The 23,672-nt window shown below is 70.7% G+C and carries 18 protein-coding genes, 2 tRNA genes, 2 rRNA genes and 2 pseudogenes (1 of these 24 only partly in view); 15 read left to right on the forward strand and 9 right to left on the reverse strand.

The window, feature by feature from the left end; translation table 11 throughout:
• Nucleotides 1–68: 68 nt before the first annotated feature.
• The 5 genes and pseudogenes from DA075_RS37595 to DA075_RS19430 form a co-directional block, all read left to right on the forward strand.
• Nucleotides 69–203: pseudogene (locus tag DA075_RS37595) on the forward strand (LysR family transcriptional regulator); the annotation flags it as partial.
• A 179-nt stretch (nucleotides 204–382) separates the two neighbouring features.
• Nucleotides 383–1,054, forward strand: a complete 672-nt coding sequence (locus DA075_RS19415; RefSeq protein ID WP_099954607.1) for a CBS domain-containing protein — start codon at nucleotides 383–385, stop codon at nucleotides 1,052–1,054.
• Nucleotides 1,051–2,370 carry an HlyD family secretion protein gene (locus tag DA075_RS19420; RefSeq protein ID WP_244936221.1) on the forward strand — a complete coding sequence of 440 codons (1,320 nt, stop codon included), beginning with the start codon at nucleotides 1,051–1,053 and terminating at the stop codon, nucleotides 2,368–2,370. The genes DA075_RS19415 and DA075_RS19420 overlap by 4 nt, the downstream gene beginning before the upstream one ends.
• Nucleotides 2,370–5,099 (forward strand): ribosome-associated ATPase/putative transporter RbbA, encoded by a 2,730-nt coding sequence (rbbA, locus tag DA075_RS19425; protein ID WP_420813061.1) that lies wholly within the window; start codon nucleotides 2,370–2,372, stop codon nucleotides 5,097–5,099. Before DA075_RS19420 ends, rbbA begins: the two co-directional genes overlap by 1 nt.
• Before the next feature lie 8 nt (nucleotides 5,100–5,107).
• The gene (locus tag DA075_RS19430) at nucleotides 5,108–6,238 is read left to right on the forward strand and encodes an ABC transporter permease (RefSeq protein WP_099954609.1); all 1,131 of its coding nucleotides are present in this window, start codon (nucleotides 5,108–5,110) and stop codon (nucleotides 6,236–6,238) included.
• Nucleotides 6,239–7,118: 880 nt separating this feature from the next.
• On the opposite strand, the gene DA075_RS19435 is transcribed toward DA075_RS19430, so the two are convergent.
• Nucleotides 7,119–7,508 (reverse strand): response regulator, encoded by a 390-nt coding sequence (locus DA075_RS19435; RefSeq protein ID WP_164712411.1) that lies wholly within the window; start codon nucleotides 7,506–7,508, stop codon nucleotides 7,119–7,121.
• Between the two features lie 1,010 nt (nucleotides 7,509–8,518).
• Here DA075_RS19435 and DA075_RS19440 point away from each other — a divergent pair.
• Nucleotides 8,519–9,010, forward strand: a complete 492-nt coding sequence (locus tag DA075_RS19440; protein ID WP_099954611.1) for a CDP-archaeol synthase — start codon at nucleotides 8,519–8,521, stop codon at nucleotides 9,008–9,010.
• A 108-nt stretch (nucleotides 9,011–9,118) separates the two neighbouring features.
• Here the strand turns inward: DA075_RS19440 and DA075_RS37605 are convergent, their stop codons facing one another.
• The 3 genes and pseudogenes from DA075_RS37605 to DA075_RS36050 all read right to left on the reverse strand — a co-directional run bounded on the left by DA075_RS37605 (nucleotide 9,119) and on the right by DA075_RS36050 (nucleotide 9,862).
• A complete protein-coding gene (locus DA075_RS37605) occupies nucleotides 9,119–9,256 on the reverse strand; it encodes a hypothetical protein (RefSeq protein ID WP_244936647.1) in 138 nt (45 codons plus the stop codon).
• Between the two features lie 106 nt (nucleotides 9,257–9,362).
• Nucleotides 9,363–9,635: pseudogene (locus DA075_RS37610) on the reverse strand (YgaP family membrane protein); the annotation flags it as partial.
• 26 nt (nucleotides 9,636–9,661) lie between these two features.
• Nucleotides 9,662–9,862 carry a hypothetical protein gene (locus DA075_RS36050; protein ID WP_210206993.1) on the reverse strand — a complete coding sequence of 67 codons (201 nt, stop codon included), beginning with the start codon at nucleotides 9,860–9,862 and terminating at the stop codon, nucleotides 9,662–9,664.
• Nucleotides 9,863–10,927: 1,065 nt separating this feature from the next.
• On the opposite strand from DA075_RS36050, the gene DA075_RS19450 reads away from it, so the two are divergent.
• Nucleotides 10,928–11,740: a universal stress protein gene (locus tag DA075_RS19450; protein WP_099954613.1), complete on the forward strand. Its 813-nt coding sequence runs from the start codon at nucleotides 10,928–10,930 to the stop codon at nucleotides 11,738–11,740.
• Between the two features lie 77 nt (nucleotides 11,741–11,817).
• On the opposite strand, the gene DA075_RS19455 is transcribed toward DA075_RS19450, so the two are convergent.
• Nucleotides 11,818–12,564: a Crp/Fnr family transcriptional regulator gene (locus DA075_RS19455; protein ID WP_099954614.1), complete on the reverse strand. Its 747-nt coding sequence runs from the start codon at nucleotides 12,562–12,564 to the stop codon at nucleotides 11,818–11,820.
• A gap of 446 nt (nucleotides 12,565–13,010) precedes the next feature.
• On the opposite strand from DA075_RS19455, the gene DA075_RS19460 reads away from it, so the two are divergent.
• From DA075_RS19460 to DA075_RS19475, 4 genes are all read left to right on the forward strand, one after another.
• A complete protein-coding gene (locus tag DA075_RS19460) occupies nucleotides 13,011–13,700 on the forward strand; it encodes a helix-turn-helix domain-containing protein (RefSeq protein WP_099954615.1) in 690 nt (229 codons plus the stop codon).
• A gap of 152 nt (nucleotides 13,701–13,852) precedes the next feature.
• Nucleotides 13,853–15,469, forward strand: a complete 1,617-nt coding sequence (locus DA075_RS19465; RefSeq protein WP_099954616.1) for a PAS domain-containing sensor histidine kinase — start codon at nucleotides 13,853–13,855, stop codon at nucleotides 15,467–15,469.
• Nucleotides 15,459–16,070: a response regulator FixJ gene (gene fixJ, locus DA075_RS19470; protein ID WP_099954617.1), complete on the forward strand. Its 612-nt coding sequence runs from the start codon at nucleotides 15,459–15,461 to the stop codon at nucleotides 16,068–16,070. Before DA075_RS19465 ends, fixJ begins: the two co-directional genes overlap by 11 nt.
• Nucleotides 16,071–16,415: 345 nt before the next feature.
• Nucleotides 16,416–17,201, forward strand: coding sequence for a Crp/Fnr family transcriptional regulator (locus tag DA075_RS19475; protein WP_099954618.1), 786 nt, complete (start codon nucleotides 16,416–16,418; stop codon nucleotides 17,199–17,201).
• A gap of 65 nt (nucleotides 17,202–17,266) precedes the next feature.
• Here the strand turns inward: DA075_RS19475 and DA075_RS19480 are convergent, their stop codons facing one another.
• From DA075_RS19480 to DA075_RS19495, 4 genes are all read right to left on the reverse strand, one after another.
• Nucleotides 17,267–18,166: a sigma-70 family RNA polymerase sigma factor gene (locus DA075_RS19480; protein WP_099954619.1), complete on the reverse strand. Its 900-nt coding sequence runs from the start codon at nucleotides 18,164–18,166 to the stop codon at nucleotides 17,267–17,269.
• Nucleotides 18,167–18,228: 62 nt separating this feature from the next.
• Nucleotides 18,229–18,687 (reverse strand): cupin domain-containing protein, encoded by a 459-nt coding sequence (locus tag DA075_RS19485; protein WP_099954620.1) that lies wholly within the window; start codon nucleotides 18,685–18,687, stop codon nucleotides 18,229–18,231.
• 18 nt (nucleotides 18,688–18,705) lie between these two features.
• A complete protein-coding gene (locus DA075_RS19490; RefSeq protein ID WP_099954621.1) occupies nucleotides 18,706–19,455 on the reverse strand; it encodes an SDR family oxidoreductase in 750 nt (249 codons plus the stop codon).
• A 111-nt stretch (nucleotides 19,456–19,566) separates the two neighbouring features.
• Entirely contained in the window at nucleotides 19,567–20,265 is a 699-nt protein-coding gene (locus tag DA075_RS19495; RefSeq protein WP_099954622.1) for a L,D-transpeptidase, read from the reverse strand.
• Between the two features lie 629 nt (nucleotides 20,266–20,894).
• On the opposite strand from DA075_RS19495, the gene DA075_RS19500 reads away from it, so the two are divergent.
• The 4 genes from DA075_RS19500 to DA075_RS19515 form a co-directional block, all read left to right on the forward strand.
• Nucleotides 20,895–22,378: ribosomal RNA gene (locus tag DA075_RS19500) — 16S ribosomal RNA — on the forward strand.
• Between the two features lie 147 nt (nucleotides 22,379–22,525).
• A tRNA-Ile gene (locus tag DA075_RS19505) sits at nucleotides 22,526–22,602 on the forward strand.
• A 39-nt stretch (nucleotides 22,603–22,641) separates the two neighbouring features.
• Nucleotides 22,642–22,717 (forward strand) — tRNA-Ala (locus DA075_RS19510).
• 271 nt (nucleotides 22,718–22,988) lie between these two features.
• A 23S ribosomal RNA gene (locus DA075_RS19515) occupies nucleotides 22,989–23,672 on the forward strand; it runs 2,115 nt beyond the window's last position.
• The 16S and 23S rRNA genes sit together here with 2 tRNA genes alongside, the layout of an rRNA operon.

Raw genomic sequence — 23,672 nt, forward strand, 5'->3', positions numbered from 1 at the left:
CGTTCCCCTTCGCCGTTCAGGATCCGTTCCTCGGCGGCCGGTGCGCGAGCCGCACCTCGGCCGCCCCGGCCCCCGCCCACATCGTCGCGGCGGCGTCGCCGGCTTCGATGCAGGGACGGGTGCCGCCCTCCGACCCGGCAGGGCTCCAGGTGTTCGACGGAATCGTCATGCGGTCGCTACGGACCGGCCGCATCCGGAACCGCTCGGACGGGCCGTCGGCCCGCGGGTCGGCCCGCGGGTCGGCCGAGGCGCAGGACGGGGCGGTCGCTTGCGCTGGATCAAGGCGGCGCCTGCCCGCGCGCCCATCCTCACGGCAAAGCGGGACGGCACCGCCGCATCGTGCAGTTTCCGCCTGCGGCTGCCCGCGTCCGGAGGACTCCGCATGCACGCCCAGATTCTCGCTCGTGAGATCATGGTGCGGCGGATCGCCGGCCTCCGCGCCGACGCGACCATCACCCAGGCCATCGGCCTGACGCTGGACCGGCGCATCGGCGCGCTGCCGGTCGCGGACCGGGAGGGGCGGCTCGTCGGCATCGTCAGCGAGGCCGACCTGCTGCGCCGGGGCGAGCGCGGCACCGAGCGGGAGCGGCCGCGCTCGCTGCAAGACCTGCTCAGCCCCGGACGGCGGCCCGCCGAGTATGCCCGCGCCTGCGGCAGGCGGGTCGACGCGGTCATGACCCGGGGGCTGGTGACGGTCGGCGAGGAGGCCTCCCTCGTCGAGGGCGTCGCCCCGATGGAGCGCCACCGCGTCAAGCGCCTGCCGGTTCGGTGCGCGGCTCGGATGGTCGGCATCGCCGCCTGCACCGACCTCGTGCGGACGCCGGCGGAGGCGGCGCGGGCACGCGCCTCCGCCGCGCGGCGACGCCGCCATGGAATCCGTGTCGGGCGTGAGCGGCCTGCACGACCCCATGATCCGGATCGAGCCGCTCTCGGGCGAGGTCGTCGTCGTTCCGGACGAAGCGGCGCGGCAAGAGGTCCGGTACGGCGAAGCGGCGCGGCCGGCCGATGCGTCCACCCCCTGATCCGTCCTCCGGCGCGGGAGCGCAAGCCGTGATCTCGGCCTCTCTCTCCGCGCCTCCTCCCACCGCGACGACGCCTCTCGCGGAGAGCCCGGAGCTCGCCGGCATCGCTCCGGGGCAGGCGCTCGTTCCCACACCGCCGCCCACACCGCCGCCCGCCCTGCCGGCCGGACGGACGGGCTGGCGGCGCAGCGTCTGGCTCGCGATGCTCGCAGCCCTCCTGGTCGGGGCGGCCGCCGGCTTCGCCTGGTGGCGCTCACGCCCACCCGTGCTGCCGCCGGGCTTCGCGCAGGGAAACGGGCGCCTCGAGGCCGACGAGATCGACATCGACACCAAGTTCGCCGGCCGCGTCGCCCGGCTCCTCGCCGACGAAGGCGACATGGTGCGCAAGGGTCAGGTCGTCGCCGTGATGGACACACGCGACCTCGAGGAGCAGGCGGGCCAGGCCGAAGCCCGGGCCGGCCAGGCCGAGCGCAACCTGGAGGAGGCCGGACAGAGCCTCGCCCAGCAGGAGCGGGCGGTGCTCGCCGCCGAGGCCTTGGTGGCGCAGGCCCGGCGGACGGTGGAGGAGGCGAAGGCCAATCTCGACCAGGCACAGAGCGTGATGCGCCTCGCCCGGCAGGCCTTCGCCCGCACCTCCGCCCTCGTCGCGAAGGGATATGCGACCGGCGAGATGCTCGACATGCGTCAGCAGGCCCTGGACGGCGCGACCGCGGCGCAGGGCGCCGCGGCGGCCAGGGTCGGTGCGGCCGACCAGGCGCTGCTCGCCGCCCGCCACGCCGCCGAGGGTGCCGCTGCCGCCCGCGAGGCGGCCTCCGCCCGGATCGGCGCCGCCCGGCACGCCCGCGACGCCGCACTCCACGGCCTCGACTACATCCGCGTCAACATCGCGGACAATTCCCTGACCGCTCCCCGCGACGGGCCGATCCAGTACCGCGTCGCGAATGCCGGCGAGGTGCTGGCGGCCGGCGGCCGGGTGTTCACGATGCTCGACGCAGGCTACGTCTACATGGACGTTTACCTGCCCACGGCGCAGGCCGGGCGCGTCCGGATCGGGGCCGAGGGGCGCATCGTGCTCGACGCCTACCCGGACCACGTCATCCCGGCCCGGGCCGTGTTCGTGGCGAACGAGGCGCAGTTCACGCCCAAGACGGTCGAGACGAAGGACGAGCGCGACAAGCTGATGTTCCGCATCCGCCTGCGGGTCGATCCCGAGCGGCTGAAGGGACGCGAGGCCCTGGTGCGGACCGGGCTGCCCGGGATCGGCGTCGTGCGCACCGACGAGGCCGCCGCCTGGCCCGCGCGGCTGTCCCCGAGCCCGCCCCCGGCCGCCGTGGCGGGAGCCCGATGATGGCGGTTTCGGTCGATCCCGGCCCGGCGGTCGCCGAGGTCGCCGCCGTCTCGCTGCGCTATGGCAAGCGGGTGGCGCTCGACCGCGTCACCCTCGCGCTGCCGGCCGGGCGGATCGTCGGGCTCATCGGCCCGGACGGCGTCGGCAAGTCCTCGCTCCTGGCGATCCTCGCCGGCACCCGGCGGATCCAGACGGGACGGGCCTGGGTGCTCGGCGGCGAGGTCGCGCAGGCCCGCCACCGCGCGGCGATCCGCGCCCGCATCGCCTACATGCCCCAGGGGCTCGGCCGGAACCTCTACGCCTCCCTGAGCGTGCGGGAGAACATCCTCGCCTTCGCCAGCCTGTTCGGCCAGGGCGGGCCGGAGCGGGAGATGCGCATCCGGCTTCTCCTCGCCGGCACCGGCCTGAGCCCCTTCGCCGACCGGGAGGCCGGCAAGCTCTCGGGCGGAATGAAGCAGAAGCTCGGTCTCTGCTGCGCCCTGATCCACGATCCCGACCTCATGATCCTCGACGAGCCGACGACCGGGATCGATCCGCTCTCGCGGCGGCAGTTCTGGGCCCTGATCGACCGGATCCGCGAGGCCCGACCCGGCCTCTCGATCCTGGTCGCCACCGCAGACCTGCGGGAGGCCGCGGGATTCGACTGGCTCGTCGCCATGAACGACGGCCGGGTCGCCGCCGCCGGCACGCCGGACGAGCTGCGGCGCGCCGCGGGAACCTCCGACCTGGAGGCGGCCTTCGTCTCCCTCGTCGCCGGGGCCGCCCGGCCGCGGCGCCCGGCCCCCGCCCGGAGCGCGGGGCCCGCCGAGCCGATCATCACGGCGCGGGGGCTGACGTGCCGGTTCGGCGACGTGACGGCGGTGGACGACGTGAGCTTCACGATCCGGCGCGGCGAGATCTTCGGCTTCGTCGGCTCGAACGGCTGCGGCAAGACGACGACGATGCGGATGCTGACCGGCCTCACGCCGCCGAGCGCCGGAGACATCCTGCTGTTCGGCCGGCCGCTCGACCCGGCCGACCGAGAGACGCGCGCCCGGGTCGGGTACATGTCGCAAGCCTTCTCGCTCTACGGCGAGCTGAGCGTCCGGCAGAACCTCGTCCTGCACGCGCGGCTGTTCCATCTGCCTCCCGACGCGGCGCGGGCCCGAGTCACCGGGCTGATCGCGTCCTTCGGGCTGGGCGCGCACGCGGACACGCGCGCGCAGGACCTGCCCCTCGGCCTGCGCCAGCGCCTGTCGCTCGCCGTCGCGATCGTGCACGGCCCCGACCTGCTCATCCTCGACGAGCCGACTTCCGGCGTCGACCCGCTCGCCCGCGACCGGTTCTGGGCGCTGCTCTCCGATCTCGCGCGTGGGCAGCGCGTGACGATCTTCGTCTCGACCCACTTCATGAACGAGGCGGAACGCTGCGACCGCATCGCCCTCATGGATGCCGGCCGCGTTCTCGCCACGGACACCCCGGCGGGCCTCGTCGCCGCGAACGGGGCCGCCGACCTCGAGGACGCCTTCGTGGCGGTCCTGGAAAGGGCCGCCGAGGCCCGGGGCGGCGTGCCCCGTGCCGAGGACATCGCCCTGCCACCCCGCGGGCCCTCGGCGTCGCCGCCGCTCTTCAGCTTGCGCCGGCTCCTCGCCTGCAGCCTCCGCGAGACGCTCGAACTCCTGCGCGATCGGGTCCGGCTCGCCTTCGCGGTGCTGGGAACGAGCTTCCTGATGCTCGTCTTCGGCTTCGGCATCTCCACCGACGTCAACAGCCTCACCGTCGCGGTGCTCGACCGCGACCGGAGCCACGCCAGCCGCGCCTATCTCGAGGCCTTGCGCGGCTCGCCGTACTTCGTCGAGCGGGCTCCGCTCGCCGACGCCGCGGACCTCGATCGGCGGCTCGCCGGCGGCGAGATCGCGGCGGCAATGGAGATCCCGCCGCATTTCGGGCGCGACATCGCGCGCGGGCGCCCGACGGAGGTCTCGGTGAGGATCGACGGGGCGCGGCCCTTCGTGGCGCAGACGATCCGCGGCTACCTCGCCGCCCTGCACGAGCGCGCCCTCGCCGACCCGCTCGTCCTGCGGCTGCGGTCGGCCTCCGTCCCGCCGGCGGGCCTCGCCGTGCGGTTCACCTACAACCCGACCTTCGACAGCATCTACGCCATGGTGCCGGCGCAGATCGCGCTCCAGCTCGCCCTGATCCCGGCGATCCTGACGGCGCTCGCGGTCGTCCGCGAGCGGGAGCTCGGCTCGATCGTCAACCTCTACGCGACCCCGCTCACCCGGCTCGAATTCCTGGTCGGCAAGCAGGTGCCCTACGCCGCCGTCGCGATGGTCAACTTCGTCCTGATGGTCGTCCTCGCGCTCACGGTGTTCGGCGTGCCCCTACGGGGCAGTGCCCCGACGCTCGTCCTGGGGACGCTGATCTACGTCTTCGCGACGACGGCCTACGGGATGCTGGTCTCGACCTTCGCGCGCACCCAGATCGCGGCCCTGTTCGGCACCGCGATCATGACCGTCCTGCCGGCCACGATGTTCTCCGGGATGCTGGTGCCGGTCTCGTCCCTCGCCGGCCCCGCGCGGGTCATCGGCGCGCTGTTTCCGATGAGCCATTACCTGCCGGTCAGCGTCGGGACCTTCACCAAGGGCCTCGGCTTCTCCGATCTCGCCGCCACCCTCGGCGTGCTCGCCCTGTTCGTGCCGGCCCTGATCCTGCTGGCCGTCGCGCTGCTGCGCGGGCACGAGGCGTGAGGGGCACGATGCGCAGCCTCGCGACGATCCTCTGGCTCGGCATCAAGGAGCTGCGCAGCGTCCTGACCGACACCGTGCTGATCGGGCTCGTCCTCTACAGCTTCTCCCTCGCGATCCTGGCGCAGGCGCGCAGCGGCTCGCAGGAGGTGCGCAACGCCTCCGTGGCGATCGTCGACGAGGATCGCTCGCCGCTCTCGCGCCGCATCGCCGGGGCCTTCCTGCCGCCCCTGTTCCGGCCGCCCGCTTTCCTCGCCGCGCGCGAGGTCCTGCCGGCCATGAATGCCGGGCGCTACACTCTCGTCCTCGACGTCCCGCCGCATCTCGCGCGCGATCTCCTCGCCCGCCGCCACCCGGTGCTGAAGCTCGACGTCGACGCCACCGCGATGGTCCAGGCCGGCCTCGGGGCGGGCTACGCCCAGCAGATCGTCGCCGGCGAGATCGCCGGCTATCTGGCCCGAGGCCGGGGGACGGGGCCCGCGCCCGTGACCCTCGTGTCGCGGATCGCCTACAACCCCAACGCCGAGACCGCCTGGTTCACCAGCGTCATGGGAATCCTCAACAGCGTCACCATGCTGGCGATCATCCTGGCCGGCGCCGCCATCGTGCGCGAGCGCGAGCGCGGCACCCTCGACCATCTGCTGGTGATGCCCGTCGCTCCCATGGAGATCGCGCTGGCCAAGATCTGGGCCAACGGCGCGGTCATCCTGACGGCGGTGGGCCTGTCGCTGGTGGTGGTCGTGCGCGGCGTGCTGCGGGTGCCCCTCGCCGGGTCGCTGCCGGCGTTCATGGCCGGAACCGCCATCTACCTGTTCTTCGCCACGGCGGTCGGGCTTTATCTCGGTACGGTTTCGCGCTCGATGCCGCAGCTCGGCCTGCTCTTCCTGCTGGTCTACCTGCCGCTCGCCATGCTGTCGGGCAGCAACACGCCCCTCGAGAGCATGCCGCCTTGGCTGTCCGCCGCGCTCCAGGCCTCGCCGACAGTGCATTTCGTGGCCTTCGCCCAGGCCGTCCTGTACCGCGGCGCCGGCCTGGACGTCGTATGGCCGCGGCTCGTCGTCATCGCCGGCATCGGTGGCCTCTTCCTCATCCTGTCGCTTCGTCGGTTCCGCCTCGCGGCCAAAGCGGAGACAGGGGGCTGACGAAGGCCAATGCGATCTGCAGGGCCGGGCGCGGCAGCACGAAGGGGCCGCTCTTCAGCGTCCTGCATGGACCGGGCACGGCGAGAGCAAACGCCCCAGCTTTCCCGGAGCCTCCTCCTTCCCGGAGACTGGCGCCATGACGAAGCGACCAGCCCCGTTTCCATCCGAAATGCGCCAACGCGCGGTGCGCGACCACGGCAGCGAGCATGGCTCGCAGTGGTCAGCGGTCCGATCGATCGCGGCGATGATCGGCTGCTCGGGCGAGCCGCGACGACGTGGCTGTCACGAACAGGACAGCTCTTGCCGCTGTTACCGAATTCGGCACCTGTTCATGCCGTCGCGGCACCGACGGACTTTCGCTCAGGGCCGCTGATGGCCGCTCGACATCCAGCCGCGGCCCTTCGGACGCAACGAGCGCCTGTCCGGCACGTGCGCTGATGCGCAACGGCGGGTGTCCGGAATCAGGTCCGGGCTTGCCACTCACGAGCGGCATGGTCGCATGAGCCCCCGTGCAGGATGACAGCAGCCTGCACAGGCGGGACTGGGCGGACCTGACCTGGACGGAGCCCCCATCGATCAGGCGGTGCCGACGAAACCACCGAGAGCCGTGCCGTCTCAGGTCATGCCGTCTCAGGTGCTGAATACTTGGAAGGCACGTACTCGGAAGGCAAGCAAGAATCGGCAGCCGTGTTGCCGAGCGTGATGGCGCGCCCGTAGCCGAAAGCACGTCGGACGCCGGGAATCCGCATCGAAGAAGACGGCCCCTCAAGCTCAAGCAAAAACAGAGAAAAACATAAATATAACCTCCTTGAAAGGCGCGGCCATGAATGCGCGCGGTGCCAAGACTGGGGGTCAGGGCTCCTGGTCGGTCACGCGCGGCCTACGCCGCACCGCGCGCGTCCGCGCCGATGAGGCGATGGAGCGTCGCAGGGAGTTCGGTCACGAGGTCGGGCTTGAGCAGGAACTCCGCGCCGTCCGGCGGCGACCACGAGGGGTCGTCCGAATGCCCCGACGTGACCACCACGGCGATCTGCGGCAGCGCCGTCCTGACGCGGCGGGCGAGTTCATGGCCGTCGAACGCGCCCGGTTCGTGGGCGTCGACGACCAGCCCCTGCACCGCTGGATGCGCGGTGAGGTAGGCGAGAGCGCTGTCGGTGGTGGGCGCAGACACCACTGCAAAGCCGCTCTCCCTGAGCAGGCGCGAGATCGCCTCACGCTCGTCGGCCTCCTCCTCGACCAGCATGATGAGAGGTGGGGATGCGCGCTTCATCGTAAGACCTCCGATCGCTCGGCTGCCGCCGACGATTGGACCCGGTGTCAGCAGCATATTCAAGCATGGGCGACCAGGCCCGCGTTTGATCCAGCGCAAGCTCTGGACCGTCCCTGCCGCCGCCTTCCCGTCTCAAAGGACTCGTGAGGTCCGATGTCGGGCGACGAAGATGCACGCCTGCGGGCCCGGATTCGTCGGACCATGCTCATCGCGGCCCGTGGCTGCAGCCCTGGTGGGCCAACCGGTTCCGCGGGTGCCCTGACCGGCCTATCGGACCGAGCTGATCGAGAGACGACTGCATGGTGGCGGCCACGGGTCGCCGGAAGGTCAGATCCGGGATGGTGACCGACGCGGTCGTGGATGTTCTGGCAATGCCCGATCACGGTCTGCGCCTCCTTCAACGGGCAGAAGATCTCCCGCCTCGGGCACTCATTCAGCTTCGAGGCCGCGGCCTCGACTGTCCGCCTTGCCTCGATGCGGTGAGCGTGTCCCGCAGAGGAGGAGCGCCAAGTCCGGTCCATTCCTCGAAACCGAACAGCCTAGGATCGCCGGAGGCGCCTCAAGCCGCGTCACGCGGCGTCCGACGATCACGAGGATCGCCTCGGATTGGCACGGTCCGTCGCAACTCGCTCTTTGATCTGGAACAAGGCGGCGCGGCAGGGCGCACGCTACTCTGAGGGAGATTTCGGAGGCAGCGTCGATGATGTCAGGCGAGCCCTCACCGTGGCCGACGCCGGCCGACCCCTATCCGGCTCCGGCCCGGCCGACCGAACCGCGGGAGGTGCCCGTGCCGGCGCCGGCGGGCGTCCCGGTCGCGCCGGATCTGCCGCCCGGGGATGAGCCGCTCGGCGTGCCGCCATGCACGCCTGCCGAGGTCCCGGTCTCACCCACGATGCCGCAGCCCTGGGGCCGGACCCGACGCCACCCGACTCCGTCGCCGGCGAGAGGCGGGCACTTTCGCGACCCCGTTTCCGTTCGAAGCCCGCCGCCCGGGCCGGCGATCCGCCGCCATGCGTGACCCTGCCGGACTCGCCAGGCCGCTCGTCCTGCTGGCGGTCGCGAACTACGCGCCGATCCTGGCGCGGACGCTGCTCGGCGACCGCTTCGCCACGCCCATCGATCTCGACCGGACGCTCGGCGACGGCAGACCCGTCTTCGGGCGCGGGAAGACGTTTCGCGGGCTCGCGGCGTCCTGCGCGGCCACCACGCTCGTCGCTCCCGCGTTGAGGCTGCCGCCCGCGACCGGGCTCGCGCTCGCGGCGGCCTCCCTGACCGGGGATCTCGCATCCAGCTTCGCCAAGCGCCGGCTCGGCCTGCCGGCTCACGCACAGGCCTTCGGCCTGGACCAAGTCCCCGAGGCGCTCCTGCCCCTCCTCGTGCTGCGACGCCGGCTGGCCCTCGGCCCGGCCGACATCGCCGCCACCGTGGCGCTCTTCACGGTCGGGGAGGTCGTCCTGGCGCGGCTGTTCCATCGCCTAGGCCTCCGGGACAGGCCCTATTGAGGCCGAGGGGTCGGAAGGAGGGCCGTCGACACGATCGAACCGGTGCGCCGAGCCCGCGGCGGGCTTTTCCCTGGATCCCGCCTCGGCCGGCTTGCGCGAGGCGCTCGCCTAGGGCGCGACCGCGACCTTGATCACGTTGTCCCGCTGGTTCGCGAAGACGACGACCGCGGCCTTCATCCGGATCGGGCGGGCATGGCGAAGCGCAGCGGATTGCGCGGATCGCGTTTGCGCGACGTCCTGGTTCATCGAGACCTTCCCGGGACGCGAGAGGAGGGAGGCCTGCGGTCGCGGCAGCGGGTGCGGATGAGCCCCGGGCGCCAGGATCATGCCCCCTCAGACGATCGGGACAGGTGCTGATGCCGAGCAGCGAATAGGCCGGACAGGTCCCGATCAGGGCCGTCACCATCAGAACCGCCCCGATCGCGGCGGCCAGCCACACCCAGACCCCCGTCAGGACATCGTAGGCGGAGATCAGCAGAGCCAGTCCGAGGACGATCCGAAGAGAACGATCGATGGTTCCGATGTTCGCAATCATGGCGACACTCCAGCGCGAAGATGACAAGGCGCGCCGCTGCCGCGCCCGCCTGAAGCGAGGTTGGAAAAATTTATCTCGCGTCATCGTCATTCGCCGATCCAGGCGAATAATCCGGATTACGATAGAAGGGCGAGATCGAGCACGCCTTGAGCTGGATCAAATTCGGCTCGTCTTGCCGTCGAACACGGATCTGCGATGGAAGCGATCACGGCCACCCGCCGTCTTTCGGTGCCGGCGGCGAGGGCCTGCGCCTCGCCGATGACGGCCTCATTGGCCGCAGCGTACGCCGTGTCGCCGTCGCCGGCGTCCGGCACCACGAGGTCGCCCGCTGCGCGGGCGGCTCGATGGCGCGGTCGAAGGCCGGCCCCCAATCGCCTGGCCGATCGACCACCGGAATCCCGCGGAAGCGCTCCGGGGCGAAGGGCAGGACGATGCGGCGCCGCAGACCGAGTTGCTCCGCCGCCGCGAGCGCGGCCCAGTCTGCGCCGCACGCCGCAGCACCGTCTCGGCGGGGTTCGCCGGGGAGCCGGTAGCCTCGGCCCGGCGCACGGCCCCGAGCCGCAAGGCGCCGAGGCCCGCGAGGCCGGCCGCGGTCAGGCCGGAGCGCCGGAGGAAGCTCCGGCGGTCGAGGGCGGGCGTCCCGTCCTGCGGCACGGCACGCGGACGCGCCGGTCCCGATCCGCTACCCTCGTGGCTGCCTCGGCGGCTTCCTCGGCGTCGCACCAGCATGCGCCTGCTCCCGAAAGCGCGGTTCTCGCGCATGCGCGGCGGAACACGGCCGCTCATCGGCGGCCGTCTCGGCGCCCGCATCGTTGGCCGCATCGTTGGCCATTGGCAGGGAACCGGAACGCATCGCCTCGCCAGCATCCCAGATCCCGGCGCCGGCGCCGGCGCCGGGATCTGGGATGCTGGCGAGGGGCCGGCCGGACCACGGACGCCGCCGTCCCGCCGCCCGCCGAGGCCGATCGGATTCGTCCCGGCCGCTTCAGGCCTTGCCGGCCCGTCCCAGGGCCGGGACGGGAGGATCCCGGAAGCATGGGGGTCCGCACTCATCCGCCTCATCTCCGGATCGGCCGGCGTCACCCGCCACATCGTGTCGGCGAGGTCGTCCGCGGGTGCGGGTCTCCCCGGGAAGAAAGCCCGTCACCACGTCTCGGGCCTTCGCTCGGCCGCCTCATGTTCATCGATACGGCGGCGGGATCGCACCGTTCCGTGCCGGCCGGGCGAGGGAGCACATCGGCGTCGTTCCGGTCTCCGCACCGAGGCGCGGCTGCCCGCCGCCTTCCGCTGGGGGGAGGTCGGGTTTGAGATGGATCAAGGCCGGGCCGGCGGTCCCTCGCACACTGCCCCGGACGATCATGCCTCCGATCCCGGGATCTCACATGTCCATCGCCAGCATCATGGTGTCTCTCGACCTCGGACGGTCGGCCGCCGACCGCGTCCGCCTCGCGGCCGATCTTGCCGGCCGGTTCGAGGCCGGCCTCACGGGCCTTGCCGCCCGCACGATCGACGCGCCCGCTCCCGTCGGCGACATCGTGACGGCGCAGGAGACCTACGCGAAGGACCGGGCGGCCCTGGTCGACGCGCTGGCGCGGGCGCAGGACGTCTTCGAGCGCAACGGCGGCGCAGCCCTGCGCCGGGAGTGGCGGCAGGCGGAGGCCGACCCCGAGGCGTACCTGATCCAGCAGGCGCGCGGCGCCGACCTCGTCGTGCTCGGGCGCGACCCGCGACAGGACGGTGCGGACGCGATGGGCGCCGCACCCGGCGCCGTGCTGATGGAGGTCGGCCGCCCGGTGCTGGTCGTGCCGCCGGGGGTCGACCGTCTCAAGGCCGCCCGCATCGTCGTCGCCTGGAAGGACGGGCCCGAGGCGCGCCGCGCGGTGACCGCCGCCCTGCCTTTCATCGCGCTCGCCGATCAGGTCTTCGTGGTGAGCGCGGGCCGGGAGGCGCGCCTGGAAGGCGCCGAGGAGGTGTCCGATTTCCTCGCCCGCCATGGCGCGCACGTCACCACGCACCGGCTCGACGCGGCCGCCGGCGATATCGCCGACGCCATCATCCGCTTCGCCGGGCGCCACGACGCCGACCTCGTGGTGATGGGCGCCTACGGCCATTCCCGCCTGCGCGAATGGCTCCTGGGAGGGATGACCCGGAGCATCCTCCAGACCTCGCCCCTCTGCTGCCTGATGAGCCATTGACGGTCGAGCCCGACCTTGCGCCCCGGCGCGGCGCAAGGTCGGCGCGGCGGCGCGAGCGCTCAGGCCGCGGCGACCTGTCAGGTCGCGGCGAGCTGTTCCAGGCGCTCCACGTCGACCAGGCGCACGCCGCCGGGCACGATCAGGATGGTGTGGGCGCGGTCGAGGCGGGTCAGCATGCGGCTGACCGTCTCGATGGTCAGCCCGAGATGATCCGCCATGTCCTGGCGGCCCATCGGCAGCTCGACCGTGACGGAGCTGCGGCCGGTCCGCGCGTAGCGGTCTCGCAGGCCGAGCAGGAAGGCGGCGACCTTCTCCTCCGCGGTGCGGCGCCCGAGAAGCAGCATCTGCTCCTGCGCCAGCGCCAGCTCGTGGCCGGCCCGTTCGTGCAGGCTCCGGAGCAGGTGCGGCTTGGCCTCGACCAGCGCGTCGAAATCCTTCCGGGCGAAGCGGCAGGTCCGCACCGGGCCGAGCGCCTCGGCCGAGACGGAGCGCACGTCCTGCAGGGCGAGACCCAGGAAGTCGCCCGGCAGCGCGAACCCCATGACCTGGCGCCGTCCATCCGGAAGGAGGCGGGAGAGGCGCAAGGTCCCGTCGATCACGTTGTAGACCGCGCCCGCCGGCTCGCCCTGGCCGAACAGGGTCTGTCCCTTGTCGAGGGTGAGGCGCTGGCCGAGCGTTTCCAGCTCGTCGAGCTCGGTGGGCGTCAGCACGGAGCAGACGCTGATCGGGCGCACCTTGCACTCCGCACAGCCGTTCTCCGGCCGCGCCTGGCGGCAGGTCGGTGCCGGCGTCTCGTCGTCCCTCGCGCTCGTCTCGACCAGCATGCCGCCTCCTGAGGGAAGGCGCCGCCTGGCGGCGAGCCCGGCCTGGATGGTCCGGCATGCCCCTCCCGGGCACGAAGGTCGGGGAGCGCCGGGGCCCGCGCATTGATCCAGCGCAAGCGGGATCCGCCGCCCGGCGGGCGACTTGCGTCCCCCCAAGTCCCACATCGCGTTCCCAGGTCCCGGCGCTCCCAGGTCCCGGCGCTCCCAGGTCCCGGCGCGCCCAGGTCCCGGCGCGCCCAGGTCCCGGCGCGCCCAGGTCCCGGCGCTTGCCCGCCCTCGGGTGACGAGTGACGAGTGACGGGTGACGGGGCCATCCTCGGGCCGGGCCGGGGCGGCGGGCGCGACTCGCTTACGGGGAATCCCTTAAGCGCTGGTCCGGAATGTCCCGCTCGCCTCCGGCGCCGTAGCCATGGCCTCGTCACACGCCATCCGACGGGGCCTCTCCCATGCCGCTCGCTCTCGCCACCGCCGGCCTCGGCCCCGCGCTCAATGCCGGCCCCGCTCCGGCCGCCCGGCTCAGGCAGGACGGCGCGCAGGACGGCGCGGCCGCGGGCGCGCGCCGCCGCTTCGAGGCCGAGGAGGAGATCTACGCCGAGGGCGACCGCGTCGTGCACTTCTACAAGGTCGTGTCCGGGGCGGTGCGGACCTACCGCCTCCTGAGCGACGGCCGCCGGCAGATCGACGGCTTCCACCTGCCGGGCGACATCTTCGGCCTCGAGGCCGGCGCCGAGCGCCGCACCGGCGCCGACGCCCTCGTCGACACGACCCTGGTCGCCCATCGCCGCAGCGACCGCGCCGCGCTGACGGGCGAGGCGGGCGCTCTCGCCCACGAGGTGGCGGCGGCGATGCTGCGCGCGCTGGAGCGGGCGCAGGACCACATGCTGCTGCTCGGGCGCAAGTCGGCCAAGGAGCGCGTCGCGAGCTTCCTGCTCGGGCTGGCGCGGCGGTCCGGGACGGAGGGCACGATCGCGCTGCCGATGTCGCGGGCCGACATCGCCGACCATCTCGGCCTGACGATCGAGAGCGTGTCGCGCAGCTTCACGCAGCTGGAGCGGGAGGGCGTCATCGCGCTGGCCAACCACCGGCGCGCCGTCGAGGTGCAGGACAGGGCAGCCCTCCGGCGCCTCGATGCGTGACGGGCGGCATCGGAGACGAGACACCGGGCGTGCCGGAAGCCGGCCTTGTACGCAGGTCTCGTGCACAGGTCTTGGGCGGACACGGGAGGCGGTTCCTGCTACTGATGGACGGTATCCGACCTCGGCGTGAGGCCTCGCCGCCGCTGACCCGCATGACGACGCCCGACCATCCCCATCACCCCGCCCCGAGCGGCCACAGCCCACCGGACGCCCAGGAGCTCGATGGTGCAGCGCTACGGAGCGAGGCGCTTCACGGCGAGGAGCTGCGCTGGACCCTCGAGGAGGTCGGCATCTGCTTCTGGTCGCTCGACGTGCCCACCGGCCGCGTCACCGTCTCGCCGAGCGGCGCCCAGCTGTTCGGCGTCTCGCCGGAGCGCCTGACCACCTTCGAGGCGTCGCAGGACCTGGTCCATCCGGACGACCGCGAGCCCCGGGCCCGGGCCATCCAGCGCGCCCTCGAACGGGGCGGCGCCTACGAGGTCGATTACCGGGTCGTGCGCCCCGACGGCGAGACCGACTGGCTGCGCTCGCGCGGCAGCGTCGAGATCGATCCGGAGGGCGGCCCGGTCCGCCACCGCGGCGTGGTGTTCAGCATCCGCGCGCAGCGCCAGGCCGAGATCGAGCTGCGCTCCCGGGAGGCGCATCTGCGCTCGATCCTGGAGACGGTCCCCGACGCGATGGTGGTCATCGACGAGGCGGCCCGGATCCAGTCCTTCAGCGCCACGGCCGTGCGCCAGTTCGGCTACGCGCCCGAGGAGGTGGTGGGCCGCAACGTCAGCCTGCTGATGCCCGAGCCCTATCGCAGCCGGCACGATTCCTACATGGCTCGCTACCTCGCCACCGGCGAGCGGCGCATCATCGGCATCGGACGTGTCGTGGTCGGCCAGCGCCGGGACGGCTCGACCTTCCCGATGGAGCTCGCCGTCGGCGAGATGCGCTCGTCGGGCGCGCGCTACTTCACGGGCTTCATCCGCGACCTCACCGAGCGCCAGCGCACCGAGACGCGGCTGCAGGAGCTGCAATCCGAGCTGGTCCACATGTCGCGCTTCACTGCGCTCGGCGAGATGGCCTCGACGCTCGCCCACGAGATCAACCAGCCGCTCACCGCCATCGCCAGCTACCTCAAGGGCTGCCGCCGCCTCATCGACCGGATGCAGGGCGCCGACGGGGTGCAGCCCCCCGAGATGGCGATGCTCGCCGACGCGGTGGACCAGGCCGCGGCCCAGGCCCTGCGGGCGGGGCAGGTGATCCGGCACCTGCGCGAGTTCGTCGCCCGCGGCGAGGGCGAGCGCCACATCGAGGAATTGCCGAAGCTCATCGAGGAGGCGAGCGCGCTGGCCCTCGTCGGCGCCAAGGAGCGTGGGGTGCACGTCACCTTCTCCCTCGACCCGCAGGCGCCGCTCGTGCTCGCCGACCGGATCCAGGTCCAGCAGGTCCTGCTCAACCTGATCCGCAATGCCATCGAGGCGATGCAGGACGGGCCCCGGCGCGAGCTGCGCGTGACCACCCGGGCGCTGCCGCGGGACGGCCTCGTCGAGATCGGCGTCGCCGATACGGGCCCGGGCCTCGCGCCCGAGGTGGGGGAGCGCCTGTTCCAGCCCTTCGTGACCACCAAGCCGCACGGGATGGGGGTCGGCCTCTCGATCTGCCGCACCATCGTGGAGGCGCATGGCGGCAAGATCCTGGCCGAGTCGCGGCCGGGCGAGGGGACGCGGTTCCGTTTCACGTTGCGGGCGGTCGACCGGAGGGAGCTGGACGATGTCGGGTGAGATGCTGGTGCATGTGGTCGATGACGATCTCGCGGTCCGGCAATCGCTCGCCTTCCTGCTCGCCTCCGACGGGATCCCGGTGCGCCTGCACGACTCGGCCGGCGCCTTCCTGGAGGCCGTCGCGCAACCGGCGGGCTGCCTCGTCACCGACGTGCGCATGCCGGGCATCGACGGCATCGAGCTCCTGCGCCGCCTCAAGGCACGGGGCGACGCGCTGCCGGTGATCGTGATGACCGGGCACGCCGACGTGCCGCTCGCCGTCGCGGCGATGCGGGAGGGCGCGGTCGATTTCATCGAGAAGCCGTTCGACGACGAGGTCTTCCTGACGGCGGTGCGCGCCGCCCTCGACCGCGGGCGCAAGAGCGCCGGGCGCGACGCCGTGGCCGCCGAGATCCGGCAGCGCGTCGCCGCCCTGTCGGAGCGGGAGCTTCAGGTCCTCGACGAGCTGGTGGCCGGCAAGCCCAACAAGGTCATTGCCCAGGATCTCGGCATCAGCCCGCGCACGGTCGAGATCTACCGGGCCAACGTGATGGCGAAGATGCAGGCCGGCAGCCTGGCCGAGCTGGTCCGCACGGCGCTCATCGTCGATCGGGGCGCGTGACGATCGGCATCGGGGACGCGCCCGGGTTCTGCATGGGTTTGGGCCCGGACCGTCCCTCGGGCGGGCTCGACGCGCCGTCCCGGTTCCGGAATGCGAAGTCGCGACGGCGATGCGCGGGGTGGCCGTGCCTCACCCGGCCCCTGGAGCGTAGCCCGCGGGAGCGAAGCCCGGTCCGTCGCCGAAATGCCTGTCGGTTCGAGGCATCGACCAGCTTCCGACGAGCGGGCGCCGCACGGCTGGCCCTGGGATCGGCCATCGAGCGAAGCCAGGGTAGCCGATTGATCGAGATCAATTCGGGGCTCCGTCGAGGACGCTAGCCTCCCGGCGGAACGTCCGGGACCGAGCATGCCGTACCACCTGATCCGCAAGCTCGGCCGCTATGCGGGTCTCTCCACCGTCGACGAGGAGATGCTGCGGCAGCTCGCCCGTGCGAGCGGCTGGGTCGGCCCCAGGAGCGACCTGCTTCGCGAAGGCGCCGCGCCGCGGGACGTCTGCGTGATTCTGGAGGGCTGGGCCTGCGCCTACAAGCAGCTGGAGGACGGACGCCGGCAGATCATCGCCTATCTCATGCCCGGCGACGTGTGCAGCATGGCGGCCGTCTTTCCGGACGTGATCAATTACACGACCGGCACGCTGACCTCGGTGCGCATGGCCCAGATGTCCGGCCGCGCCCTGCTGACGACGATGGACCGATCCCCGCGGATCCTGCGCGCCTTCTGGCTCGACATGCTCGCGGCATCCGCCATTCAGCGGGAATGGACCGCCAGCCTCGGATTCCTGACCGCCCGCGAGCGCATCGCGCATCTGTTGTGCGAGATCATGACCCGCCTGCGCGCGGTCGGGCTGGCCGACGCGGAGGGCTGCTTCCTGCCGCTCACGCAGGAGGATCTCGGCGAGACGGTCGGGATCTCGACGGTCCACGTGAACCGCACCCTGCAGGATTTGCGCGCCTCCGGCCTCATCACCCTGAAGCGGCAGCAGCTCGCCATCCCGGATTTCGCGGCCTTGCAGGAGGTGGCGCGGTTCGACGGCGCCTATCTGCGTCCTGCGCCGACGGCGCGTGACGCCGATCATCCGGCGAGCCTCCGATCGATCCTGGATCCGGTGCTCGGTTCTGCCGTCTGCCCCTGAGGGGGAACCGTCGTTCGAGGCCTCGCCCACCGTCGCCGCGGTGCGGCGCCTCCCGCGCCGCCGCGTCACGACGGCGACGCGCCGTCGTCCATCTCGGCGAGGACGCGCGCGACGTGGCGCAGCTTGTCGGGGTTGCGGGTGATGTAGATGGCGGTGATCCGGCCGTGCTCGATCGCGAGCGCCGTCGTCTGGACGAGGCCGCCGCGCTCGCGGCTGACATAGCCCGGCAGCCCGTCGATCCAGAGAGGCGCGACCATCGCGGCCCGGCCGGGCCCCCATTTGCGCCGGACGCCGGCGAAGAGGCGCAGCAGGCGCTCGATCCCGGCGATCGGGTTGCGGAAGGCCAGGACCTTGCCGCCTCCGTCCGAGCACAGGACCGCGTTCTGCGCCAGCAGGGTGCGCAGGGCTGCGACGTCCCCGCTCGCGGAGGCGTCGAAGAAGGCGCGGGCGATCCGCTCGCCTTCCTCCCGCGCCACCGGGAAGCGCGGCCGCGCCGCGCGCACGTTGCGGCGCGCCCGCACCGCGAGCTGGCGCACGGCGGCGGCCTCCCGGCCGAGCGTGTCCGCCACGGCGCCGAGCGGCAGGCCGAACACGTCGTGGAGCAGGAAGGCGGCGCGCTCCAGGGGCGACAGGCGTTCGAGCGCCAGCATCAAGGTCAGGGTGAGGTCGTCCTCGTCCACGCCCGGCTCCTCCTCGATCAGCGGCTCCGGCAGCCAGGTGCCGACATAGGTCTCCCGGCGGGCGCGGGCCGACTTCATCTGGTCGAGGCAGAGCCGGGTCACGATACGGGCGAGGAACGGGGAGGGGGCGGCGACCGCGCCCCGGTCGGCCGCGATCCAGCGCAGCCAGGCCTCCTGCACCACGTCCTCGGCCTCGCTGCGGGCGCCGAGCATGCGGTAGGCGAGGCGCAGGAGCCGGGGACGATGGGCCTCGAAGGTGGCGGTCGCCGTGTCCGTCTGCGGCATGGGTCTGTGGGGGCGGAGCGATCCCGTGATGGCGGGATCCTCGCACGCGGGCGACGGGGCCGTCACGGGCGGTCCGGCACCGTCAGCGCCCGGTCCTCCGTGTCGACGACGAAGACCGCGAGCAGCCGCGACCGCTCGGTGGCGCTGGCATTGGCGCTGACGGCATGGTGGTCGCCCGGCTGCTCCACGAAGCTCTCGCCGGCCCGGTAGACCCGCTCGGGCCCGTCATTGACGCGGCTGCGGATCGCGCCCTCGATCACCGTCGCGGTGATGAAGGCGGAGGCTGCATGACGGTGGGCGGGGGAGGATCCGCCGGGCCCGTACTCGACGAGGACCCCGCGCAGGCTTTTTCCGGACACGGTCGGCAGGGGATGGTCGAAGATCGGGGTGACCCGGGCCTCGCCCGCCTGCAGGTCGGCGGCGGCGGCCGGAAGACCGGATCCGCCGAGAAGCCCGGCGAGGAGGCCGAACCGAAGGAGCGTCTTGAGAAGGAGCGTCTTGCGAAGGAGCGTCTTGCGCATGGGGGATCTCCGTCGGGTTCAGGCCGTCGCCAGCCAGGTCGCGAACCGCGTCGAGCCGAGGCGCGCCGCGGCCTGGTCCGTGGGGACGAGGGATCCCCGCTCCAGCCGGGCGCCGAAATAGCGCGCCGCCCGGTCGGCCGAGACAGGACGGGCGTCGCCGGAGGCCGCAATGCGGCGGGCGACGAAGGTGCGGAACGGTTCCCTGTCCGGCCCGGCGACCTCGATCGTCCCGTTGGCGGGCGCCCCGACCGCCACGTCGGCGAGGGCCGCCGCAACGTCGGCCGCGGCGATCGGCTGGAAATCGGCATCGGGCACGACGAGCCGATCCCCCGTGACGGCGGCCTCGGCGATCGCGCCGACGAACTCGAAGAACTGCGTCGCGCGCACGATCGTGTAGGGCACGCCGCTTGCCGCGATCAGCCGCTCCTGCGCCACCTTCGCCCGAAAATATCCGTTCTCGTCGAGGCGGTCCGTGCCGACGATCGAGAGAGCGACGTGGTGCCGGATGCCGGCCTGCCGCCCGGCGGCGAGGAGGTTGCGGCTCGACCGCTCGAAGAACGCGAGCACCGAAGCGGGTTCGAAGGAGGGCGCGTTCGCGACGTCGACCACGACCGCGGCCCCGGCCAGCACCCCGGCGAGACCCTCGCCCGTGAGGGCGTTCACGCCCGTGCTCGGCGACGCCGCGATGGCCTCGTGTCCCTTGTCCGCGAGGTCCTTCGTCAGCTGCCTGCCGATCAGCCCGCTGCCCCCGATCACCACGATCTTCATGACGCCCGTCTCCTGTCGTCGAACGGGCGACGGCCCGTTCGACGACAGGACGAGGCAGGGGAGGCGGGATGTGACATGCCGCCCAAAAAATTTTCTTTGCTGGCGCCGTCTCTACGCCGGCAGGACCACCACTTTCGTCTTCACCGGCGTGCGCTCGTAGAGATGGATCATGTCCTGGCTCAGCAGCCCGACGCAGCCGCTGGTGATGCCCGAGCCGATCGATTCCGGGTCGCTGCTGGCATAGATCGTGTAAAGCGTGTAGGCGCCGTTCTGATAGAGATGCAGGGTGCGGGCGCCGAGCGGGTTGTCGAGGCCCCCCGGCATGCCGCGGGCGTATTTGGCCGCTTCCGGCTGGCGCCGGATCATCTCCTTGGGCGGGGTCCAGGTCGCCCATTCGCTCTTGCGCCCGACATAGGCGTCACCGCTCCACCGGAACCCGTCGCGGCCGACATTGGCGCCGTAGCGGGTCGCGAGGCCGCCCTCCTCGATGCGGTAGACGTAGTAGTTCGCTGGATCGACGACGATGGTGCCGGGCGCCTCCTTGGAGGCGTACTGGACCGTGCGGCGATAGTATTTCGGGTTGACCTTGCTGATGTCGGCCGCCGGGATCGGGAACTTTTCCGTCGGCACCGGCCCGTAGAGAGCAGACGCCTCGGCGAGGCTCATCCCGTCGGTGGTCGCGCAGCCAGCGAGCCCGATCCCGCCCAGGCAGGCGGCCGAGCCGAGCAGGAACGATCGGCGGTGCAGATGCCCGGGCGCGACGCCGCTCTGTGTCTCGCCGGCCGCGGCGTTTCCAGTCCTCACGATCATGATTCCGGACTTCCCATTCCCCGGTGCTCGGCGTGACAGTGCCGCGGCACGCGATCGCCGATCGTTGTCATCTCGCCGAGCCTGCCGGTCTACGGCCCAGCTGGCAAGGACGAAGCGTCGCCGGTAGAATCCCGTCGCCCCGGATCGGCCGAGGCTGCCACGGGGGCGCAGGGGCCCGTATGCCGGCGGGCGCCGCTCGATTCCGCCGCACGGGCAAGGGGAGGGGGCCCGGGCCTCGCATCAATCTGCACCGGCCGGCGTCTCCTTCACTCGGCCCTGCGGTTGACAGGCGAGCCGGCTACCCTTAAACGACCGCTCACCGACGGGGCGCCGAGACGAACGGCCCGCCTCGAAGGACTTCCCGAGAGACGACGAAGCAAGGGCCAGGGCAACCCGGCGCTGCTGTCTGTTCTCCAGGGTACGAGATCTGGCCTCGGCTCGATCGGCTCTTTGACAAGTTCATACGAGAAAGAGAAGCGTGGACGGCGTCGTCCCTGCGGATCCTGCCCTTGGGTGGGATCATGAGTAGGATGATGCTGATCTGACGTTTCGGTGCTCACACGATCGTGCGGAAACGCCGGTCGGTCGTGAGCCTCCGTTACTATTGTGATCAGCTATGATCAGCTCTTCAACTTGAGAGTTTGATCCTGGCTCAGAGCGAACGCTGGCGGCAGGCTTAACACATGCAAGTCGAGCGGGCCCTTCGGGGTCAGCGGCAGACGGGTGAGTAACGCGTGGGAACGTGCCCTTCGGTTCGGAATAACTCAGGGAAACTTGAGCTAATACCGGATACGCCCTTTTGGGGAAAGGCTTGACTGCCGAAGGATCGGCCCGCGTCTGATTAGCTAGTTGGTGAGGTTACGGCTCACCAAGGCGACGATCAGTAGCTGGTCTGAGAGGATGATCAGCCACACTGGGACTGAGACACGGCCCAGACTCCTACGGGAGGCAGCAGTGGGGAATATTGGACAATGGGGGCAACCCTGATCCAGCCATGCCGCGTGAGTGATGACGGCCTTAGGGTTGTAAAGCTCTTTTCTCCGGGACGATAATGACGGTACCGGAGGAATAAGCCCCGGCTAACTTCGTGCCAGCAGCCGCGGTAATACGAAGGGGGCTAGCGTTGCTCGGAATCACTGGGCGTAAAGGGCGCGTAGGCGGCTGATTTAGTCGAGGGTGAAAGCCCGTGGCTCAACCACGGAATGGCCTTCGATACTGGTTGGCTTGAGACCGGAAGAGGACAGCGGAACTGCGAGTGTAGAGGTGAAATTCGTAGATATTCGCAAGAACACCAGTGGCGAAGGCGGCTGTCTGGTCCGGTTCTGACGCTGAGGCGCGAAAGCGTGGGGAGCAAACAGGATTAGATACCCTGGTAGTCCACGCTGTAAACGATGAATGCTAGCCGTTGGGGTGCATGCACCTCAGTGGCGCCGCTAACGCATTAAGCATTCCGCCTGGGGAGTACGGTCGCAAGATTAAAACTCAAAGGAATTGACGGGGGCCCGCACAAGCGGTGGAGCATGTGGTTTAATTCGAAGCAACGCGCAGAACCTTACCATCCCTTGACATGGCGTGTTATCCGGAGAGATCCGGGGTCCCCTTCGGGGGCGCGCACACAGGTGCTGCATGGCTGTCGTCAGCTCGTGTCGTGAGATGTTGGGTTAAGTCCCGCAACGAGCGCAACCCACGTCCCTAGTTGCCATCATTTGGTTGGGCACTCTGGGGAGACTGCCGGTGATAAGCCGCGAGGAAGGTGTGGATGACGTCAAGTCCTCATGGCCCTTACGGGATGGGCTACACACGTGCTACAATGGCGGTGACAATGGGCAGCGAAGGGGCGACCTGGAGCGAATCCCCAAAAGCCGTCTCAGTTCGGATTGCACTCTGCAACTCGGGTGCATGAAGGCGGAATCGCTAGTAATCGTGGATCAGCACGCCACGGTGAATACGTTCCCGGGCCTTGTACACACCGCCCGTCACACCATGGGAGTTGGTCTTACCCGACGGCGCTGCGCCAACCGCAAGGAGGCAGGCGACCACGGTAGGGTCAGCGACTGGGGTGAAGTCGTAACAAGGTAGCCGTAGGGGAACCTGCGGCTGGATCACCTCCTTTCTAAGGATGCTGTCCGATGGTCGGCGCAAGCCCACCTCTCACGGCGTCGTTGGGATCAGGGCTCAGTCAGAGCCCATTTGGCGGGACGCGCCGTCTTCGTTTCTCTTTCTCATCATCCGGACACGCTGGGCTTATGGCTCATGCGACGGGCCTGTAGCTCAGGTGGTTAGAGCGCACCCCTGATAAGGGTGAGGTCGGACGTTCGAGTCGTCCCAGGCCCACCAGGATCAGGTGACGGTTCTTCCCGCCGAGCGGCGCCCCACGGGGCTGTAGCTCAGTCGGGAGAGCGCGTGCTTTGCAAGCATGAGGTCGTCGGTTCGATCCCGTCCAGCTCCACCACCCTCCCCTGCCATCTGGCAGTGCGGTCGAGGGTCGTCCGGATCAAAGAGCTTCGCACTCACCAACGCTTACGCGGGTGGGCTGCGGATATCTGACATCGTGAAGAGGGAATGTGCCCAGGCCGTTGCGAAAGCGGCCGGCCTGGGTGCGTTCGGCAAGCATAAGGCAGCGGGTCCGAAAGGACCGGCTGCCGGTCTTTATCGTGACCGTGGATGGCTGGTGCTCGACGCTGAAAGGCTTTCGATCACTGCCGGACACCGATCATGAGAGCGATCAAGTGCCTTAAGAGCATCTGGTGGATGCCTTGGCGCTGAGAGGCGATGAAGGACGTGGTACGCTGCGATAAGCCTTGGGGAGCTGCGAACGAGCTTTGATCCGAGGATCTCCGAATGGGGAAACCCACCTTCAGCCACCGTATCGTGGGGACAGGGCGACCTGGTCTCACGCTACGATGGTTTACGAAGGTATCAGGCCCTGAATCCATAGGGGTTTGAAGCGAACCCGGGGAACTGAAACATCTCAGTACCCGGAGGAAAGGACATCAACGAGACTCCGTCAGTAGTGGCGAGCGAACGCGGACCAGGCCAGCGCCTGGCATGACGCTTACCGGAACGGCCTGGAATGGCCGGCAGGATGGGTGACAGCCCCGTACGGGACAAGCCAATGCCAGGACACGAGTAAGGCGGGACACGTGAAATCCTGTCTGAAGATGGGGGGACCACCCTCCAAGCCTAAGTACTCCTCAGCGACCGATAGCGAACCAGTACCGTGAGGGAAAGGTGAAAAGCACCCCGACGAGGGGAGTGAAACAGTTCCTGAAACCGGATGCTTACAAACAGTGGGAGCCCAAGGTTCGTCCTGGGTGACCGCGTACCTTTTGTATAATGGGTCAGCGACTTAAAGTAGCGGGCAAGCTTAAGCCGGTAGGCGAAGGCGCAGCGAAAGCGAGTCTGAA

The organism is Methylobacterium currus, from assembly GCF_003058325.1.
GTDB classification, from domain to species: Bacteria; Pseudomonadota; Alphaproteobacteria; order Rhizobiales; family Beijerinckiaceae; genus Methylobacterium; species Methylobacterium currus.